The sequence below is a fragment of the Allobosea sp. GW821-FHT10B12 genome (genome assembly GCF_059415545.1).
Genome location: NZ_JBWKNL010000002.1, coordinates 172433 through 191133, shown reverse-complemented (window position 1 = coordinate 191133; position 18701 = coordinate 172433). Strand labels below are relative to the sequence as shown.

Annotated in this window: 19 protein-coding genes; 1 reads left to right on the top strand and 18 read right to left on the bottom strand. The window is 67.4% G+C overall.

Going from position 1 to position 18701, the window contains the following annotated elements:
* Positions 1–35 precede the first annotated feature (35 nt).
* From AC07O0_RS06190 to AC07O0_RS06125, 14 genes are all read right to left on the bottom strand, one after another.
* Positions 36–995 carry an ABC transporter ATP-binding protein gene (locus tag AC07O0_RS06190; protein ID WP_494621039.1) on the bottom strand — a complete coding sequence of 320 codons (960 nt, stop codon included), beginning with the start codon at positions 993–995 and terminating at the stop codon, positions 36–38.
* 7 nt (positions 996–1002) lie between these two features.
* Positions 1003–2022, bottom strand: a complete 1020-nt coding sequence (locus AC07O0_RS06185; protein ID WP_494621037.1) for an ABC transporter ATP-binding protein — start codon at positions 2020–2022, stop codon at positions 1003–1005.
* Between the two features lie 3 nt (positions 2023–2025).
* On the bottom strand, positions 2026–2886 hold the full coding sequence (locus AC07O0_RS06180) for an ABC transporter permease (protein ID WP_494621035.1): 861 nt from the start codon (positions 2884–2886) through the stop codon (positions 2026–2028).
* 65 nt (positions 2887–2951) lie between these two features.
* Positions 2952–3869 (bottom strand): ABC transporter permease, encoded by a 918-nt coding sequence (locus AC07O0_RS06175; RefSeq protein WP_494621033.1) that lies wholly within the window; start codon positions 3867–3869, stop codon positions 2952–2954.
* A gap of 57 nt (positions 3870–3926) precedes the next feature.
* Entirely contained in the window at positions 3927–5471 is a 1545-nt protein-coding gene (locus AC07O0_RS06170; RefSeq protein WP_494621031.1) for an ABC transporter substrate-binding protein, read from the bottom strand.
* A gap of 239 nt (positions 5472–5710) precedes the next feature.
* Positions 5711–6526 carry an alpha/beta fold hydrolase gene (locus AC07O0_RS06165; RefSeq protein WP_494621029.1) on the bottom strand — a complete coding sequence of 272 codons (816 nt, stop codon included), beginning with the start codon at positions 6524–6526 and terminating at the stop codon, positions 5711–5713.
* 299 nt (positions 6527–6825) lie between these two features.
* On the bottom strand, positions 6826–7980 hold the full coding sequence (locus AC07O0_RS06160; RefSeq protein ID WP_494621027.1) for an ABC transporter ATP-binding protein: 1155 nt from the start codon (positions 7978–7980) through the stop codon (positions 6826–6828).
* A 24-nt stretch (positions 7981–8004) separates the two neighbouring features.
* On the bottom strand, positions 8005–8667 hold the full coding sequence (locus tag AC07O0_RS06155; protein ID WP_494621025.1) for a 3-oxoacid CoA-transferase subunit B: 663 nt from the start codon (positions 8665–8667) through the stop codon (positions 8005–8007).
* Positions 8664–9371: a 3-oxoacid CoA-transferase subunit A gene (locus AC07O0_RS06150; protein WP_494622357.1), complete on the bottom strand. Its 708-nt coding sequence runs from the start codon at positions 9369–9371 to the stop codon at positions 8664–8666. Before AC07O0_RS06150 ends, AC07O0_RS06155 begins: the two co-directional genes overlap by 4 nt.
* Before the next feature lie 22 nt (positions 9372–9393).
* Positions 9394–10185 (bottom strand): enoyl-CoA hydratase/isomerase family protein, encoded by a 792-nt coding sequence (locus tag AC07O0_RS06145; protein ID WP_494621023.1) that lies wholly within the window; start codon positions 10183–10185, stop codon positions 9394–9396.
* Positions 10186–10337: 152 nt separating this feature from the next.
* Complete coding sequence (locus AC07O0_RS06140) at positions 10338–11702, bottom strand: MmgE/PrpD family protein (protein ID WP_494621021.1); 1365 nt, start codon at positions 11700–11702, stop codon at positions 10338–10340.
* A gap of 81 nt (positions 11703–11783) precedes the next feature.
* Entirely contained in the window at positions 11784–12170 is a 387-nt protein-coding gene (locus tag AC07O0_RS06135; protein WP_494621019.1) for a Zn-ribbon domain-containing OB-fold protein, read from the bottom strand.
* A 5-nt stretch (positions 12171–12175) separates the two neighbouring features.
* Positions 12176–13345, bottom strand: coding sequence for a thiolase family protein (locus tag AC07O0_RS06130; protein WP_494621017.1), 1170 nt, complete (start codon positions 13343–13345; stop codon positions 12176–12178).
* Positions 13342–14007: a glutathione S-transferase family protein gene (locus AC07O0_RS06125; RefSeq protein ID WP_494621015.1), complete on the bottom strand. Its 666-nt coding sequence runs from the start codon at positions 14005–14007 to the stop codon at positions 13342–13344. Before AC07O0_RS06125 ends, AC07O0_RS06130 begins: the two co-directional genes overlap by 4 nt.
* 238 nt (positions 14008–14245) lie before the next feature.
* On the opposite strand from AC07O0_RS06125, the gene gcvA reads away from it, so the two are divergent.
* Positions 14246–15199: a transcriptional regulator GcvA gene (gene gcvA / locus AC07O0_RS06120; RefSeq protein WP_494621013.1), complete on the top strand. Its 954-nt coding sequence runs from the start codon at positions 14246–14248 to the stop codon at positions 15197–15199.
* 120 nt (positions 15200–15319) lie between these two features.
* Here gcvA and AC07O0_RS06115 read toward each other — a convergent pair whose 3' ends face one another.
* From AC07O0_RS06115 to AC07O0_RS06100, 4 genes are read right to left on the bottom strand one after another with little or no spacing between them, the layout of a single operon-like run.
* Positions 15320–16474, bottom strand: coding sequence for a CaiB/BaiF CoA transferase family protein (locus AC07O0_RS06115; RefSeq protein WP_494621011.1), 1155 nt, complete (start codon positions 16472–16474; stop codon positions 15320–15322).
* Positions 16474–17496 carry a CoA transferase gene (locus tag AC07O0_RS06110; RefSeq protein WP_494621009.1) on the bottom strand — a complete coding sequence of 341 codons (1023 nt, stop codon included), beginning with the start codon at positions 17494–17496 and terminating at the stop codon, positions 16474–16476. Before AC07O0_RS06110 ends, AC07O0_RS06115 begins: the two co-directional genes overlap by 1 nt.
* 45 nt (positions 17497–17541) lie before the next feature.
* Positions 17542–18273 (bottom strand): dienelactone hydrolase family protein, encoded by a 732-nt coding sequence (locus AC07O0_RS06105; RefSeq protein ID WP_494621007.1) that lies wholly within the window; start codon positions 18271–18273, stop codon positions 17542–17544.
* Positions 18274–18299: 26 nt separating this feature from the next.
* A complete protein-coding gene (locus AC07O0_RS06100) occupies positions 18300–18698 on the bottom strand; it encodes a Zn-ribbon domain-containing OB-fold protein (RefSeq protein WP_494621005.1) in 399 nt (132 codons plus the stop codon).
* Positions 18699–18701 lie beyond the last annotated feature (3 nt).

Below are 18701 nucleotides of genomic sequence, written 5' to 3'. Positions count from 1 at the left end.
ATCGGTAGCGGAGCGGCCGAAGGGCTGCTCCGCCATCAGGCATGGACGGGCTCGCGCAGGGGATAATGGCAGGCGACGAGGCGCTCGCGCCCGGCGAGCTCTGGCACGGCCTCGCGGCAGACATCACCGGCCCGGACGCAGCGCGGATGGAAGGCGCAGCCGGCCGGCGGGGCGAGCGGGCTCGGGAACTCGCCCTTGAGATGCAGCTCCGGCAGGCCGCGGCCGGGCTCCGGCGGCAGGATCGCCTGCATCAATTCGCGCGTATAGGGATGGCGCGGCTCGGCGAAGACCGCCTCGGTCGGCCCGGCCTCGACGACCTTGCCGAGATACATCACCGCGACCCGGTCGGCGAGATGGCCGACGACGGCGAGGTTGTGGCTGATCAGCACGATGGTCAGCCGGAAGCTGCGATGCAGACGGGCCAGCAGGTTGAGGATCTGCGACTGCACGGAGACGTCGAGTGCCGAGGTCGGTTCGTCGCAGATCAGGATCTTGGGCTCGCCGATCAAGGCGCGCGCGATGGCGACGCGCTGGCGCTGCCCGCCCGAGAGCTGGCTCGGATAGGCGCCGGCAAGATAGCGCGCCAGCCCGACCGCATCCATGATCTCGTGCACGGCCGCGAGACGCGAGCGGCCATTGCCGACGCCGCGGACTTCGAGCGGCGCGGCGATCGCGCCCGCCACCGTCATGCGCGGGTTGAGCGAGGAATACGGGTCCTGGAAGATCGGCTGGATCAGCTTGGCGCGCTCGACCCTTCCATAGGCGCCGATCGGCTTGCCGCCGACCGTGATGCTGCCCGAGCTCGGCTCCTCGATGCCGAGCAGGAGCCGCGCCAGCGTGCTCTTGCCGCAGCCGGACTCGCCGACGATGGCGAGGATCTCGCCCTCCTCGACCGCAAGGTCGATGCCGCGCACGGCCTGCAGCACCCGCCCACGGCGCAGGCCGGCGCTGACCTGATAATTGCGCGTCGCGCCTGTGATTTCGAGCAGGCTCATCTTGTCCTCATGCGATGGCCGTAGCGGCGGCGAGCGGCGCGGCCGGCTGGTGCGGCGCCTCGATCGGCAGCAGGCAGCGCAACTGGCGTCCGCCGGCGGCGTTACGGAGCGAGACCGGCGCTGCCGCGCAGGCCTCGTGGTGGAACTCGCAGCGATCGAGGAAACCGCAGGCCGTCAGCGGCGCGATCGGGCGCGGAACGAGGCCGGGGATATAGCCGAGCGGCTGGCCGCGGCGGGTGCGCCCCGGCACCGGGATCGAGCGCATCAGCCCAGCGGTGTAGGGATGGCGCGGGCTGCCGAGCACCTCGTCGGTGGTGCCGCTCTCGACGACCTCGCCGTCATACATCACCACCACCCGGTCGGCGAGGCCGGCGACGACGCCGATATCGTGCGTAACCAGGATAAGCCCGATGCCAGTCTCCTTCTGCACCTCGGCGAGAAGCCGCAGGATCTGGGCCTGGATGGTGACGTCGAGCGCGGTCGTCGGCTCGTCGGCGATGATCAGCTCGGGCTCGCACAGCAAGGCGGTCGCGATCATCATGCGCTGGCGCAGCCCGCCCGAGAGCTGGTGCGGGAACTGATCGAGCCGGTCTTCCGGCGCCGGCACGCCGACCCTTCGCAGCAGGGCGACGATGCGCTCGCGCGCCTGCGCCCGCGAGACCGGGCGATGCTGGCGCAGAATCTCGGCCATCTGGTCGCCCATGCGATAGCAGGGATCGAAGGCCGTCATCGGGTCCTGGAAGATCATGGCGATGCGCTTGCCGCGGATCGCCTGCCAGCGCCGCCGGTCGAGGCCGAGCAGGGACTCGCCCTGGAAGGCCAGGCGCTCGGCCGAGAGCCGCGCGTTCTGCGGCTGCAGCCCCATCACGGCCAGCGAGGTCAGGCTCTTGCCGCAGCCGGATTCGCCGACGATGGCGACAGTCTCGCCGCGCTCGACCGTGAGATCAACGCTGCGGATCGGGCGCAAGAGCCCGTCATTGACGGGGATGTCCAGGCTGAGACCACGGATTTCGAGCAGCGGCGCCATGGCTCAGGCCCTCCCCTCGGGCGAGAGGACATCGCGCAGTGCATCGCCAAGGATGTTGATCGCCAGGATCAGCAGGATCAGCGCCGTGCCGGGAATGGCGATCAGCCAGGGCCGGAACAGGAACTGGCTCTTCGCTTCCGAGATCATCAAGCCCCAGGAGGTCAGCGGCGGCTGGATGCCGAGCCCGAGAAAGGTCAGCGTCGCCTCCATCAGGATGGCGCGGGCGAGTTCGAGCGTGCCGACGACGATCAGGGCGCTGGTGATGTTCGGCAGGATCTCGCGCAGCAGGATGCGCGGCGTCGAGCTGCCGATGGCGCGGGCGGCGGTGACGAATTCGCGCCCGACGAGCTGCTGCGTCGCGGTACGCGTCACGATCACCAGCCGGTCCCAGAGCAGGCCGCCGATGACCAGCACCAGCAAGGGCAGCGACTGGCCGAGCACGGCGACGGCGACGAGCGCGACGAGCACCACCGGCAGGGTCAGGCGGACGGTCAGCAGGAAATTGACGAAGAGATCGACCCGCCCGCCCCAATAGCCGGCGGCGACGCCGAGCACCGTGCCGATCAGGCCGGAGATCAGCACGGTGGCGAAGCCAACGAACAGCGAGATGCGGGCGCCATAGAGCAGCAGCGCCAGATAGTCGCGGCCGAGATGGTCGGTGCCGAGCGGATGCTGCCAGCTGCCGGCGCTGTTCCAGACCGGCGCAGCCAGGCGCCGTGCCAGGTCCTGCGTGCCAGGGTCATAGGGCGTCAGCAGGGGTGCGGCGATCGCCGCCAGAACGAAAACCCCAAGCACGATCCCGCCGAACCAGAAGCCGGGATGCCTGGCCATGCGGCGCAGCGCGATCTGACCGGGCGTCGGCATCGGCTTTGCAGCAGATACTGCTGAGACTGGCGCCGATGCGCCGTCGATGAGGCTGGTATCGGCCATCAGCTCGTCCGGATCCTGGGGTCGAGGGCAGCGTTCAGGAGATCGGCCGCGAGCGTCAGCACCGCATAGGTCGCGGCGATCACGAGCAGGATCGCCTGGATGACCTCGACGTCGTAGCGACGGATCGAGAGCCAGGCCAGGTTGCCGAGCCCGTTCATCGAGAACACCGCCTCGACCACGACCGAGCCGCCGAGCATGTAGCCGAACTGCACGGTCGCGACTGCCACCACCGGGATGATCGCGTGGCGCAGGCCATGGCGCAGCACGACCCGCCACGGGCTGAGGCCATAGGCGCGCGCGGTTCGGACATGGTCGGATTTCAGCACGTCCATCATGCCGGAGCGGGTCAGCCGCATGATCGCCGGGGCCGCGTAATAGCCGAGCGCCACCGCTGGCAGGATATAGTGCTGCCATGTCGCCGTGCCGGAGACCGGCAGCCAGCGCAGCATCACGCCGAAGCCGTAGATCAGCGCCAGAGAGGACAGGAAGGACGGCATCGCCTGCCCGGCCACAGCCAGGACCAGCGCGACCCGGTCGATGATCGTGTTGGGCCAGAGCGCGGCGATGACGCCGAGCGGCACCGCCACCAGCAGCGCGAAGGCGAGCGCGAGGACGCCGAGCGTCGCGGTGATCGGGATATGGCGCGCCAGGACCGACCCGACATCCTCCTTTAGATAGGTCGAGCGGCCGAAATCGCCGGTGACGAAGCGGCCGACCCAGCTCAGATACTGCTCATGGAATGGCCGGTCATAGCCATAGGCCTTGCGGATCTCGGCGATCTGCTCGGGCGAGGCGCGCTCGCCCGCCATCGCCACCGCCGGATCGCCGGAAAGATGGACGAGCGAGAACGAGATGATCGAGACGACGATCAGGACGAGGACGGTGACCAGCAACCGCTTCAGGACGAAGGAACCCATTCCGCACTCCGTGCGGCGAGGCGGCCGGCCGGAGCCGGTCGCCCAGCCCGATGCCAGCTACTTCCAGCGCGCCAGATAGAAATGGGCGAGTTCGTCCGGGGTGACCGGATAGTCGAGGTCTTTGGTGTAAGCGTAAGCCCGGCCATAGGCGAAGAGCGGCACGCCATAGGCTTGGGCGTTGATCTTCTCCAGGGCCTTGGCGTACAGGGCGCGGCGCTGGGCCGGATCCATGGTGCTGTCTGCCTTCTCGATCCAGTCCCTGACCTCGGCGTCGCGGGCATAGTCGTCGGCGCCGAACTTGAAATAGAGGCTGACCGAGGCGGAGGCGTCCTGCATGCCCTGCGAGCCCCAGGTCAGATGGGCGAGCTCGGCCTTGCCACCGATGATCAATGGCCGCAGCGCGACGTTCTGGATGAAGCGGAAATCGGGCTCGATGCCGACGGCGCGCAGATAGGCGAGCACCGCCTCCGAATAGGATTTGTCGCGATAGGCGTAGAAGGGGAGCTTCAGCCCCTTGGCATAGCCGGCCTCGGCCAATAGCGCCTTGGCCTTGGCCGGGTCGTAGGCATGCTGGGTGACGTCGGCGGTGCAGCCGACCTGCGTCGGGTAGCACATCGACTTCAGCACCTCGGCCGAGTTGCCGACGAGCTTGGCGATCGCCTCCCGGTCGATGGCGTGGAAGATCGCCTGGCGGACCCGGACATCCCTAAGCGGGGTATCGCCCGAGCGGCCGGCGGCATCGAACAGCAGGAAGGACATCCGCGTCGTCGGCGCGGTCTTGACGGTGACGCCCATGGAGGAGAGCTGCGGCACGTTTTCGGGCGGGACGCCCCAGATCCAGTCGACCGTGCCGGCGAGCAGTTCGGCGAGCTGCGCCTCGTTGTCGGCAATGGTGCGGTAGACGATCTTGCCGATCTTCGGCTGCCCCTTAGGGCTTTCCTTGAAATAATTGGGATTCTTGACGAATGTAGCGGACTGGCCGGCCTTGAAATCCGTCATGATGTAGGGGCCGGTGCAGACCGGCCGGACCGCGCCCCAGTCGCGCCGGGTCTTGCCGCCGGCAGCGCTGACGACGGGTGCCTTGTCGTAATGGCCTGACGGGTAGATCGCGGTGTTGCCCGAGAGGAATTCGAGCGCCGCCGGCGTTGGCGCCCTGGCGATGAAGCGGACCCTGTGCGGGTCGACGGCCTCGACCGCCTTGATCCAGTCGATCGCGAGGCGGACATTGATGCCGCTATCGGCCGGCATCACATGGCGGAAGGTCGAGACCACGTCCTCGGCGTCGAGATCGGTACCGTCATGGAACTTGATGCCTTTGCGCAGCTCGACCTCGAGCGTGACGTCGTCGACCCAGCGATAGGACGAGGCCAGGAGCGGCTTGTATTCGCCGCTGGCGGGATCGCGATGGAACAGGGAGTCGCAATTGAACATGGTCGCGATGACCACTTCGCGCAGGCCCTGATAATAGATGTCGAAGGTGTCGATCTCGGTCGACGTCGCCCAGGTCAGCGTATCGTCGCTTTTTCCTGCCGTCGCCGGGGTCGTGAACGCTGCACAGGCCAGAACACTGCCGACGAACGCCGCCATCGAGCGTTTGAACATCGCGATCCTCCCTCGCGGCGCTCTGCGTTCTTGTCGAGGCCTCGGCGGGCCACAGGCGCCATTTCTATAAATTTGCGCTTTCCGTCGAATATGTCAATTCATATTGCGATTACAGCCAAATCAAATTCAAAAATTTGCCATGTCAGCCACGCAAGTGAGCTGAAAGCACGCAGTCGCTCAAAACCAAACAGGTCTCGGGAGCCAGGACTGGTCCGGCTCCCGAGATGGCCTTTTGACACTCAGGCGCTGTGCTTGCCGATGAAGCCCAGCACCAACTCGTTCCAGATCTCCGGGCGCTCCCAATAGGCGGAGTGGCCGCAATCGGGGATGAGGCTGAACTCGGCGCCCTGGATGCGGGAATGGACGAGACGCGCCATCGAGGGCGGCGTGTAGAGGTCGCCATCGCCTGTCGTCACCAGCACCGGCATGCGCCAGGCCGCGATCGACTTCCAGGTCACGTTGTTCTCGTAGGCCTGGCTTTCCATTTTCCCCGTCTTCGCCTTGTGCTCCAGCTCGTTCCAGAGGCGCCGGCCCTCCTGGTCGAGATGGCGATAGGACGGGCCGAGCTCCTTGAAGTCGTGCGGCAGGGCATCGAACTCCTTCGGCCAGATCAGCTTGTAGATCGCTCGGTAATCCTCGTCGCGGATGCCGACGATCGTGTTGGAGAGCACGACGCTGCGCAGGCGCTGCGGGTGCGATACGGCGAAATCGGTCGCGACCATGCCGCCGGCAGCCGAACCGACAAGGTGGAACTTCGTCAGCTTGAGGTAGTCGACCAGCTTGAGCAGGTCGCCGGCCCCAGTGCCGGGCTTGGCCGGGTCGCCGACGACCGAGCCGTGATAGCCACGCCGGGAATAGCCGATGACGCGATAGCCGGCCTTGGCGAAGACCGGCGTCTGATAAAGCCAGACCAGCCCGCTGCCCGTCCCGGCGTGCAGGAAGATCACCGGGACGCCGTCGCCGCCGGTATCGAAATACCAGATGCTGTGCCCGTCCCCGACCTCGACCAAACCTTCGGTCGCCTTGATCGGAGCCGGAGGCGGCACCGGCTTCACGCCCTGATCGGCGGCCGGCGCAGCGCCCGCGACGCTCGCTTGTGAGAACGCGAACGCCGTCAGGCCAAGCGCGGCGCTAGCTTGCAAAAGCCTCCGCCGCCCCGGCTCGTAACCTTGCAAGGTGTCAGCGGAAACAGATTTACCACCAGAATTCATGACCACCCTCTTCTTGTTATGACAATCACGAAGGCAATCAACGCAGATTATCTATTCTCCATCCATGTCAATTTTCTCATCAAGACGCGATCGAAACTCAAACCCGAGAAGCAATTCCGATCGCATCATCGACAAGACCCGACTCAAGCCGCCTCGGCCCGAGCCTCGGAGGCAAGGCCCAGCACGGCCTCGTCGCGCACGTCGAGGCAGACCGCGGTGCCGTTGTCGAAGACCGTCTCGGCCCCGGCGCTGACCTGGAGCACGCCGCCTGCCACCCGCACGCGATAGCGCATCATGTTGCCGAGAAAGCCGGAGATTTCGACCGTGCCGGTGAGCCGGCTCGAACCCTCTGCCACTGGCTCCTGCGGAGACCGCAGCACGAAGGCCTCAGGCCTGATCGAGACGGCGACCGGTTGGCCCGGCGCGACACTGTCCTGCAGCAGGCTGCCGACCTCTCCGGCCGCGCCCAGGCTGACCCTGGCGATGCCGCGGCTGTCGGGCGGCGCGGCGAGCGTGCCGTCGAGCAGGTTGGTCGCGCCGACGAAGCCGGCGACGAAGCGATTGGCCGGGCGGAAATAGACCTCGCGCGGATGATCGAGCTGGACGATCCGGCCGCGGTCCATGACCGCGACGAGATCGGACATTTCCAGAGCCTCGGCCTGGTCGTGCGTCACATAGATGGTGGTGACGCCGACCTCCTGCTGCAGCCGCTTCAATTCGGTGCGCATCTCCTCGCGCAAGGTCGCGTCGAGATTGGAGAGCGGCTCGTCGAGCAGCAGCAGCTTCGGCTGGCGCACGATGGCCCGGGCGAGAGCGACGCGTTGCTGCTGCCCGCCGGAGAGACGCGTCGCCGAGCGGCTGCCATAGCCGTCGAGGCCGACCCGCTTCAGTGCATCGTTGGTCATCCGCTCGATCTGCGAGCGGTCGAAGCCGTGGTCTTTCGAGACGCGCAAGGGAAAGGCGACGTTCTCGAACACGCTCATATGCGGCCAGATCGCATAGGACTGGAAGACCATGCCGATATTGCGCCGATTGAGCGGCACGTTGACGCCGGCAGTATCGTCGAAGAGCGGCTGGGTGCCGACCCGGATCGAACCGCGATCCGGCTGCTCCAGCCCGGCGATGCAGCGCAAGGTCGTGGTCTTGCCGCAGCCGCTCGGCCCGAGCAGGGTGAAGAAGGTGCCGGGCTTGAGCGCGAAGGCGACATCGCGGACGCCGCCGGCCGGCCCGTCCTGCGTGTTGAAGAAGATCTTCTCGAGGCCCCGAACCTCGATCGCTGCGGTGGTGTCCGCCGTCATTGTGTATCCTCCCGCAACACGCGCTCACCTCAACGAAAATGCGAGGGGTGCGCCGGTCAATTCCTGCAATCTTCCTTGCGTCATCCCCGGCGCCATGGCGCGCACCACGAAGCCGCCCTCGGCCACATCGATGACCGCGAGATCCGAATAGATGCGGTTCACCGCCTTTGCCGCGGTCAGGGGATAGCGGCAATGCCGCACCAGCTTGGGCTCGCCCGCCTTGGTGACATGGGTGGTCATCACCCAGACATTGCGGGCGCCGGCAGCGAGGTCCATGGCGCCGCCGACCGCGGGCGTGCGGTCGCTGCCGGAGGTCGACCAGTTGGCGAGGTCACCGGTCTCGGCGATCTCGAAGGCGCCGAGTACGCACAGATCGATATGGCCGCCGCGGATCATCGCGAAGCTGTCGGCATGGTGGAAGAGCGAAGCACCCGCCACCAAAGTGACGTTCTCCTTGCCGGCATTGACCAGCCAGGGGTCGGCCTCGTTCGGACCAGGCACCGGGCCCATGCCGAGAATGCCGTTCTCCGAGTGCAGCACGACCTCGCGCCCGGCGGGGATATGGTCGGCGACCAAGGTCGGCAGTCCGATGCCGAGATTGACGTACCAGCCCTCGGCGATGTCGTTCGCGACGAGACCGGCCATCTCCTTGCGGCTGAACGGGGTGTGATCCAGCGCGGCAGTCATCGGGCGCCCTCCTTGCTGGCAGACGTCGTCGCCAGAGGCGGATCGCCGCCCGCGACCGTCAGCACGCGGTTCACGAAGATGCCGGGGGTGACGATGATGTTGGGATCGAGCTCGCCGAGCGGGGCGACATTCGCGACCTGAGCGATGGTGAGCCTGCCCGCCATCGCCATGATGGGATTGAAGTTCCGGCCGCTGCCCTTGTAGGTCAGGTTGCCCCAGCGATCGGCGGTATAGGCCTGGATCAGCGCGACATCGGCGCCGAGCGCATATTCCAGGACGTGGTCGCGCCCGCCGATATTGCGGGTCTCCTTGCCCTCGGCGAGGCGTGTGCCCGCGCCGGTCGGCGTATAGAAGGCCCCGATCCCGGCGCCGGCCGCCCTGATCCGCTCGGCCAGCGTGCCTTGCGGCACGACTTCGAGCTCGATCTCGCCCTTTTCATAGCGCGCGTCGAAAGCGGTGGAGCCGCGCGGGAAGCTGCAGATCAGCTTCGAGACAGCGCCACTGCCGATCAGCTTGCCGAGCCCGGTCTGAGGCTCGAAGCCGGCATTGTTGGCGATCACCGTCAGGCCGCGCACCCCACTCAGCGCCAGCGCGTCGATCAACGCATTGGGCTGGCCGACCGCGCCGAAGCCGCCGACGAGGACGGAGGCGCCGTCGCCTATATCAGCCAGCGCCGCAGCCATGTCGGGAACCTGCTTGTCGATCATCGGCCTCTCGCTTCCAGTCTCAGCGCCCGGTGAAGACGGGCGGGCGTTTCTCGGCGAAGGCGCGCCGGCCCTCCGCCCTGTCCTGCGTATCGCGCAGCATGCCCCAGACCAGCCGCTCCAGCCGCAGCGCCTCGGGCAAGGGCAGTTCGCCGCCGCTGCGGACCAGACGCTTGACCGCCCGGACGGAGAGCGGCGCATTCGCCGCGATCCTGGCGGCGAGCGCCTGCGCTTCCGCCAGCAGATCCGGCGCCGGAACGATCCGGCTGATCAGCCCGAGACGCAGAGCTTCCGGTGCATCGATCATGTCGCCCGAGAGCAGCATCAGCATCGCATCGCTTTGGCCGATGCTGCGCGGCAGGCGCTGCGTACCGCCGGCGCCAGGAATCGTGCCGACCTTGACCTCAGGCAGGCCGAAGCGCGCCTGCGGCGCCGCGAGACGGATGTCGCAGGCCAGAGCGAGCTCCAGCCCGCCCCCCAGCGCAAGGCCATTGACCGCGGCGATCAGCGGCTTCTCGCAATCGAGCGCCGATGCGAAGCTGCTATCGCCACCGCCGGCGAAGGCCTGCGCCGCATAAGGGCCGGTGACCTCGGCGGTCTTCTTGAGGTCGGCGCCGGCGCTGAATGCCCGTTCGCCTGCCCCGGTCAGGACCACCGCCCGGATGCCGTCATCGTTCGCGATGCGCTCGAAGCAGGCGACGAGCGCGGCGCCCGTCTCGGGGTCGATCGCGTTCAGCGCCTGCTGCCGGTCGAGCACGATTGTCGCGACATGACCGGCCTGGCTGAACTGGAGCGATGGGGTTTCGGGAGCCATTCAGTCTCTCCGCCGGATCAAGCGCTGGCTGCCACCGAGGTAGGCCCCTGCACCGTTACCGGTCAAACGAGTTAACCGCGCAGGCCGATGAGCTTTCCTCAATCAAAGGCCCGACGCGGCCGCTCTTTGCGGCCGCTCGCCATCGCGATCGTTCAACGATTGAGCGTTCCGACATTGGCGACCTCGTCGAGCCTGATCAGGTTGGCGAAGAGCTTTTCCGCCTGCGGCTGGGCGAGCTGCTTAGCGCTGCAGGACCAGAACTTCTGCCAGAGCTCGGCCTCGCTCATCGGCCGCGTCCAGTGGCCGCGGGCATAGTCGACGCTGGGGCTTTCGAGCACGCGGCCATCGGCCAGGTGCAGCCGGACGCCGCCGCTGAAGCCGAGATTGGGCTGGGTGTCGGCCGGGATGCGGCTGTCGGCGACGGTCTCGACCTTCTTCATCAGCGCCTGCACCTCAGGGCGGCCATGGAAGGCTTCTTCCAGCGCATCGAAGGTGACACGCCGCTCGAACAGCGCCGCGACGACCGCCAGCGGCACGCTGTGCGAGGGCACGAAATGCAGCACCGAGGGCGACTTCGAGATCACCGCATATTGCGCGTCGCTGATCAGCAGTTCGACCCGCGTGACCTGCTGCGGCTCGACGTCATGCGCATTCGCAAGATCGAGCGCACCGTCCACGGCCCGCTGCGCGATATTGCCGAACGGGTACTGCTTGACGTTGATGCCGATACTTTCGAGGCGCCAGGCGCTGCCGAGATCCGCGAGCGGGCTCTCCAGATCGACCCCCCCCTTGGGCGAGAGCGCAACCAGCATGCCGCGCCCGGAGCGTTCCAGCGCGTCTGCCGGCGCCGACATGCCGACCTCGGCCAGTTGCGCCGCCAGGACACCGCCGGCGGCACCACGGCCGATCTGGAACGGGCCGACATCGGTGTCGAAGCTCGCGGTGATGCCGCCCGACATCGAGGCGGCGATGCCGAGCGCACGCAGCGTCGTCGCCTCGTCGAAACCACGCAGATTGGCCAGCGCCAGCGCGACGGCCGATGGCCCGAAGCAGGCGGTGGCATGCCAGCCCTTGCTCGAATAGCTGTCGGAATCGCGCTCGGCGAGCCGCGCCCAGACCTCGTAGCCGGCGGCATAGGCCTGGATGACCTGCTTGCCGCTGGCGCCGATCCGCTCGCCCTCGGCGAGCAAAGCCGGCATCAGCACCGTGCTGGTGTGGCAGCCGGCGAAGGCGACATCGTCGAAGACGACGCTGCTCGTCGTCACCGCATTGACCAGCGTCGCGTCGACAACCGAGGCCTTCTCCGAGCCGAGCTGGATGCGCGCTTCATTCTTCAGCCCGCGCGTGCCGAGGCTGGCCAGGACATGGCGGGAGACCGGCATGTCGATGCCGGAGAGCATGACGCCGACCGTGTCGGCCATGCCGATGCGGATGGCTTCGAGCGCGCGGGCCGGCAAGTGCTCATAACGCAGGCCGGCGACGAAGCCGGCGAGCGAGCGTGACAGGGCTGTCGGCATGGTCGTTTCCTCTGATGTCGTTGTGGTCGCGCGCGGCGTGATCGAGCACGCCGCGCCATTTGGTCCGGCGCAGACGCCGCCTCAGGCGAGCCTGAACACCGGTAAGGTGATGCCGTCCTCGACCTGATGGCCGAAGGCGATCTCGACGGACTTGCCGATCGCGATCTCCGCGAAGTCGCCGCCGACGATGTTGGTCATCATGGTCGGCCCCTCCGCGAGGGTGACATAGGCAATGGCGAAGGGCTCAGCCGCGGTGCGGGCGATGCTGTAGGAATAGATCGTGCCCTGCCCGCTCGCCGGCCGCCATTCCGTCTCCGAACTGGCGCAATGCGGGCAGATCACCCGTGGGTACCAGTGCGCCCGCTCGCAGGCGCGGCAATGGCGCAGTTTGAAACGTCCCTCGGCGAGCTCGCTCCAGAACGCCTTGGTCTCGGGCTGGTGATCCAGCGCCTCACGCAGAACCGACATGGGCCTTACTCCCGCTCCATGATGAGGGTGGCGCCGCCATGCCGGGTGCCGAGCATGCCGCCAGTGCCGTGCGCCAGCGCGATATCGCAATTGGCGACCTGGACGGCTGGATGCGCCTCGCCGCGCAATTGCCGGACGGCCTCGATGATCTTGGTGATGCCGCCGCGGTTGAACGGGTGGTTGTTGCAGAGGCCGCCGCCATCGGTGTTGACCGGCAGGCGGCCGATACCCGCGATCAGGTTGCCATCGGCGACGAAGCGGCCGCCCTCGCCCTTGGCGCAGAAGCCGAGATCCTCGAGCTGCACGATCACGGTGATGGTGAAGCTGTCATAGACCGAGGCATATTTGACGTCGGCCGGCGTCAACTGGGCCTCGGCGAAAGCCGCAGCCCCGCTGAAACGGCCGGCCGAATAGGTCAGGTCGATCGCGCCGCCCGCGGTGTGCTTCACCGCCTCCCCCGCGCCGCGGATCTTCACCAGCGGGCGCTTCAGTTGGCGGGCGATCTCCGGCCGGGTGACGATGACGGCGCCGCCGCCATCCGAGACGATGCAGCAATCGAGCTTGTGCAGGGGGTCGGCGACCAGCGTCGAACTCAGTACGTCATCGACCGTGACGAGGTCGCGCAGCATGGCGTTGGGATTGTGCTGGGCGTGATGGGAGGCTGCGACCTTGACCCAGGCCAGTTGCTCGGGGGTCGTGCCGAATTCGTGCATGTGGCGCATCGCGCACATGGCGTAGACGTTGAGGATCGTCATGCCGAACGGCGTTTCCCAGGCATAATCCGGCTGGACCGGACTGTCGGACCGCTTCAGCCCGCCCTTGGGAACACCTTCGCTGCGCGGCCGTCCGGCGAGCGTGACCAGTGCCACGTCGCATTTCCCGGCCGCGATCGCCTGCGCTGCATGGTTGACGTGCAGGATATAGGAGGCGCCGCCGATATTGGTGGAATCGGCATGTCGGACCTTGAGGTTGAGATAGTCAACCATCGAGAACGGGCCGGTGCCCGGCACGTCGCCACCGCAGAAATAGCCGTCGACATCGTCCTTGCTCAGCCCGGCATCGGCGAGCGCGCCGAGCGCGACTTCGGCATGCAATTGCGCCAGCGACTTGTCCGGCGCCTTGCGCAGCGGATGCTCGTAGGCGCCGACGATATAGGCCTGTCCGTTGATGCTCATGCCCTGCCCTTCTGGCGCGACAGGGCGGAGCCGGCCGTCGCGAGTTCGTCGTAGTGCACCGTCGCGGCGACGGAGGGGCGCTGCTGCGCGCCCTGCCACCACTGCGCCAGGCGCGGATAGCGCTCATGCCAGGGAAAATCCGGCGCGAAGCGGAAATCGAGATAGCCGAGCGCCGCCACGATCGCGGCATGACCGACATCGAACGAGGTGGCGTCCGCCGCCGCGGCTTCCGCCTCGAGCACCCGGAAGATGTGCGGCAGCTTCTTGTGCACGGCGGCGATACGCATGGCCGACTGCTCGCCCTGCCGGCGCGAACGCTCGCCCAGCCAGTTGAGCAGGAGCCAGGAGAGCCCATCACCGAGCGCCTGGCGCCGGAGCGCAGCCGTCCGGGCCTCGGGAGCCCCCGGATGCAGCCGGCCATCGCCACGCACGACGTCGAGATAGTGGCAGATCGCCACGGAATCGTAGATCGGCTCGCCACCCTCGGTGACCAGCGTCGGGATCTGGCCGAGCGGATTGAGGGCAAGCAGCGTGTCGTTCGGCTGGGTCGAGAGGATGACCATCGGCACGCGCTCGATCGCCTCGTTCAGGCCGACCTCATGGGCGACGACCAGGACCTTGCGGACGAAAGGCGAGCGCGGCGACCAGAAAAGCCTCATCATTTGGCCGGCCCAGGCTCAGGAAAAATCACATGAAGCGGCACCGCTGCGGAATCTCGCCGCAGCGCTCGCATTCGCATCGAAATCGGCTCGAAACCGAGGCAAAACATGCTTCATCCTGTTGATGATCCACGCGATTTGATCCATCATCGCCCATGTTCCACAAGCAACGCGAAAAGCACAGAAGCGTCAATCGACTAAAAGGGAGGCCACCTGTGAGAAATCATCAAGCGTGTGAGATATGCTGCGTCGCCTGCCCCCGCTGAACGCGCTGCGCGCCTTCGAGGCGGCCGGCCGGCATGTCAGCTTCACCAAGGCGGCCGACGAGCTTTCGGTGACGCCCGGCGCGATCAGCCGGCAGATCAAGCTGCTGGAGGACGTGCTCGGGGTCGAACTGTTCGAGCGCACCGGCCGCGACCTGCGCATCTCCGCCGAGGCGAACGACTATGTCGCGGCGCTCGGCACCGCCTTCGACCAAATGGAGCGCGCCACCAAGCGGCTGATGGGCGCGCAGGGCGAAAGCTCGCTGCGGGTGCACTGCCCGATGACCTTCACCTTGCGCTGGCTCGTGCCGCGCCTGCCGCTGTTCCATCGCCTCTATCCGAAGCGCGAAATCCAGCTCGCCACCTCGCTCTCGCCGCGACCGATCAATCAGCTCTCGATGGGCGATATCGACATCGCGATCCAGCAAGGCGACGGCGACTGGCCGGGACTGGTCTCGCATCGCCTCGCCGGCAGCGCGCTGATCCCGGTCTGCAGCCCGGCCTTTCTGGAGCGCCTCGGCCCCGAGATCGGCATCGACATCCTCGCCGAGCAGACCCTGCTGCATTCCACCGTCCGCCCGAGTGACTGGCGCGAATGGCTCGACGCTGCCGGAGGCGAGCAGATCGAGAGCGATCGCGGCCTTTATTTCGAAAGCTCGACCCTCGCCTATCAATCGGCAATGGAGGGCATCGGCATGGCCATCGGGCAGATGGCGCTGGTGCTGGAGGACCTCAATGCTGGCCGGCTGGTCGCGCCGTTCGATTTCATCCACGACAACGGCATCGCCTACTACCTCACCTATGTCGAGCATGCGGTGAAGAAGCCCGGCGTGGCCGAGTTCCGAGACTGGATCCTCGGGCAATCCGTCGAATACGAGGCGGCGCTGCGCCATATGCGGCTGCCCGGAGGCGAGAGCCTGGTGCCGGCCTGAGCGGCCGGCCCACTAGAGCATTTTCGAGCGAAGTGGACACCGGTTCGCGTGAAGAAAATGCGATAAAACAAGGTGCCAGAGTAGTTCCGCGCTTCGGAGAATCGTGGAACTACTCTGGCCTCAGCGCGCGATCTCGACGATCCCGGCCGCGGCGAAGTCGGCGATCTCGTTGGAGCTATAGCCGGCGATCTCGGCAAGGACGGCATAGGTCTGCGCGCCGACCTGCGGAGCCGCCCGCTCGACCGCGAGCGGCGTCTCGTCGACCTGCAGCGGGAAGCCCTTGACGATCAGGCCGCGCTCGTCGTGTTGCAGCGCGTGCTGCCAGGCTTTGCCCCAATCGGCCATCATGCCGTTGCCGTCATTGACGATGGCTGCGGGGACGCCCTGCTCGACAAAAAAGCTCACCGCCTCCCGGGCGGACCGCGCCTTGATCGTGGCGGCAACCGCCGTCCGCAGGGCATCCGGGCGATCCAGACTATCAGCCGCAAGCGCATCCGACAGCAGCGGCAGAGCCGAGGCCGGCACCGAAAGCGCGACCCAGATGCCATCGGCGGCGAGGAAGCAGTCCTGCAGCGGATAATGCGGCTGCGCGTTGCCCTGGCGCGTGACGGCCTCGCCTTGCGAGGCGGCAGCGAAGCGATCGCCGATCATGAAGGCGGCGAGATCGCGCTGCGACAGGTCGAGATGGCTGCCGCCATCGCCCTTGCGCACCGAGCGCAGCGCCGTCGCGATCGCCCCGGCCGCGAACAGCGCGACGATCTGGTCGGGATAGTTGACGTCGCGACCGGAGACTTCCGGCTTGCCGCCGTCATAGCCGGTCACCCAGGCGAGGCCGCTCAGCGCCTCCAGCGTCGAGCCATAGGAGACATGGCCGGCATCGGGGCCGGTCTCGCCCTGGCTCGAGATCGAGGCGAGGATGATGTCGGGATTGGCCTCGCGCAGCCTGGCGAAGCTCAGCCCGAGCCCTTCCATCACGCCGCGCCGGAAGTTCTCGACCACGACATCGGCGCGACGCACAAGGCGCAGCAGGATCGCCTGCCCTTCCGGCCGCTTGAGATCGATGCTGATCGCGCGCTTGTTGCGGTTGGTGGCGCGGAACAGCGCCGGCATCGCATCGGGCCCGTCCTGCGCGCTCCAGGCGCGGAACGGGTCGCGATAGGTCGGCGATTCCACCTTGATCACCTCGGCGCCGAAATCGGCGAGCAGCGCCGCCGTCGCGGCACCAGCGGTGATGATGCCGAGGTCGAGGACGCGGCAGCCTTCCAGCAGCTTCATCACGCCGTTCCCGCTGCGATCTTGGCCTGTTGCGCCGCCGCCTGACCGAGCCAGACGAGCGGCAGGCGCGGCGCCTGCACGACGAAATCGGTGCCGAGCGACTCGAACAGGCCGCGCGCCCGGTTGTGCGGCTCGTCGAAAGCTTCGGCCGGGCTCCAGACCGGCCCGAGCGGCAGGCGATGCTGGCGCGCCAAAGCATGGATTTCCCGGCGGGTCAGCGCCAGGAAGCGTCGTTCGATGATTGCGGCGAGTTCACCCAGATAAGCGAGCCGGCTCGCCCGCGTCGCAAAGCGCATCTCGTCCAGAGCGGGCTCGGCCAGCGCAGCCTTCAATCGCTGCCAATCCGGCTCCTGGTAGACCAGCACGGCATAGCCGTCGGCGCAGCGCAGCACTTGCCATTCCGCGGCAGCACCGGTCCGGCCCGGCAACGTATCGTAGCCCTCCAGCGGCACGGCCTTCCAGTTCAGCCAGACGAGAGTCTCAAGCAGGCTGGCCCGGATCGTGACGGGAACGGCTAGCGGCCGGGCCGAGGCCAGCGCCGCCGCCAGGCCGGCATAGACGGAGAGGCCAAGGGCGAAGGCCTCCTGATGACCGCCAAGGCGCAGGGGCTCGCGCTGGGGATCGCCGACCATTGCCAGCAGCCCGGCCGAGGCGGCGGCGGTGAAGGCGCTGACTGGCCTGTCGCTCTCGGCAAGATTCCCGCCGAACAGGCTAAGCACCGCCGTGACAGGGGGGAGGCCCCCTCGCCCTCGCTCGTTCAGCACTGCGCCATCGACGAGTGCGACATCGGCGCGACCGAGCAGTTCGGCCGCGTCTTTGCCCGACATAGTCTTGCCACGCGACAGGAACAGCTCGGTGCTGCCTTCGAAGCCACGCTCGCGCCCCGGCCGGCGGACCACCTCGGCGCCGAGATCGGCGAGGATACGACCGGCCATGCCCGCGGCGAGCACGAGCGCGTCGTCCGCCATGTCGGAGATCACCTCGGCGACGGTGAGGCCGGCATAGGGGCGCCGGGCCGTCATAGCCACGTCCGATCGAGCATGTTGGGCGCTGCAAAGGTCATGGGCTTAGGCCAGCGTCCGCTGCCAGAGCGCAAAGAGCTTGGACCAGGTCGCCTCTGCCGCCTCCGGCTGGTAGCAGCGGCCGGCAGTGAAGCAGTAGCCGTGCTCGCTGTTCGGGAAGACATCGACGTCATGCGTCACGCTGGTCGCGGCGAGCGCTTCCTGCAGTGCGGCAATCGTCGCCGGCGGAGCGGCTCCGTCGGTCTCGGCGAAGGCGAAATAGAGCTCGCCCGGCACCTTCGCGACCAGCTTGTGCGGCGAGCCCTCATCCTCGGTGACGAGGCCGACGCCATAGAGCGAAGCGGCCGAAGCGATGCGCGGGCCGAACTTCGCGGCGGCTGCGACGACATAGCGCCCGCTCATGCAGAAGCCGAGGCAGGAGACCTTCTGGGCATTCGCCTCGGCCTCGCCGTCGAGGAAGGCGAGCATGCCGGCGGTATCGTCGGTGGTGCGCTCATTGTCGATCGAGCGCATGCAGGCGCCGACCACGGCCGACATGCGCTCGTCGCGCCGCGGCAGGTCGAAGCGCACGGTACCGATCCGGTAATAGAGATCGGGCAGCAGACAGTAATAGCCGGCGCTCGCGATCCGGCGCGCCATGTGGCGCAGCTCCTCGCGGATGCCCGGCGCGTCCATATAGAGGATGACGACCGGATAGGGGCCCGGCCCGTCCGGCCTGACGGCGAAGGCCGGCATCCGGCCGTGCCGGGTCACGATGGAAACGTCTTTCTCGAACATGGTCTTCTCCGCGCGACGGCTCGCCGTCAGGTTTGCTCGGACAGCATGAAAGCGTGCTGCGTGCGATCAAGATGACGGCGATAGGCGAGCCTGACGCGCCGGCCGATCCACTCGCCCTCCGGCACCGGGCCGATCAGGTTGGAGACGACGATCGGCCCTTCCTTGAGCCGCACCGCGATAGCGTTGTAGGGCGGCGGATGGTCGTCGAAATAGGCGCGGTGGAAGCGCACCCAGGACAGGATCTCGCCGCCGCCCGACAGATCGGTCCAGCGATAGTCGAGACTGGTGCAGGCCGTGCAGATCGGCCCCGGCGGATAGCGCAGCGTGCCGCAATGGCCGCAGGACTGGAGCTGCATGCATTCGCGGGAGAGGCTCTCCCACATCGGCGCGTCGTAGAGCGTGACGACGGGTTGGCTGTTCGCCATGGC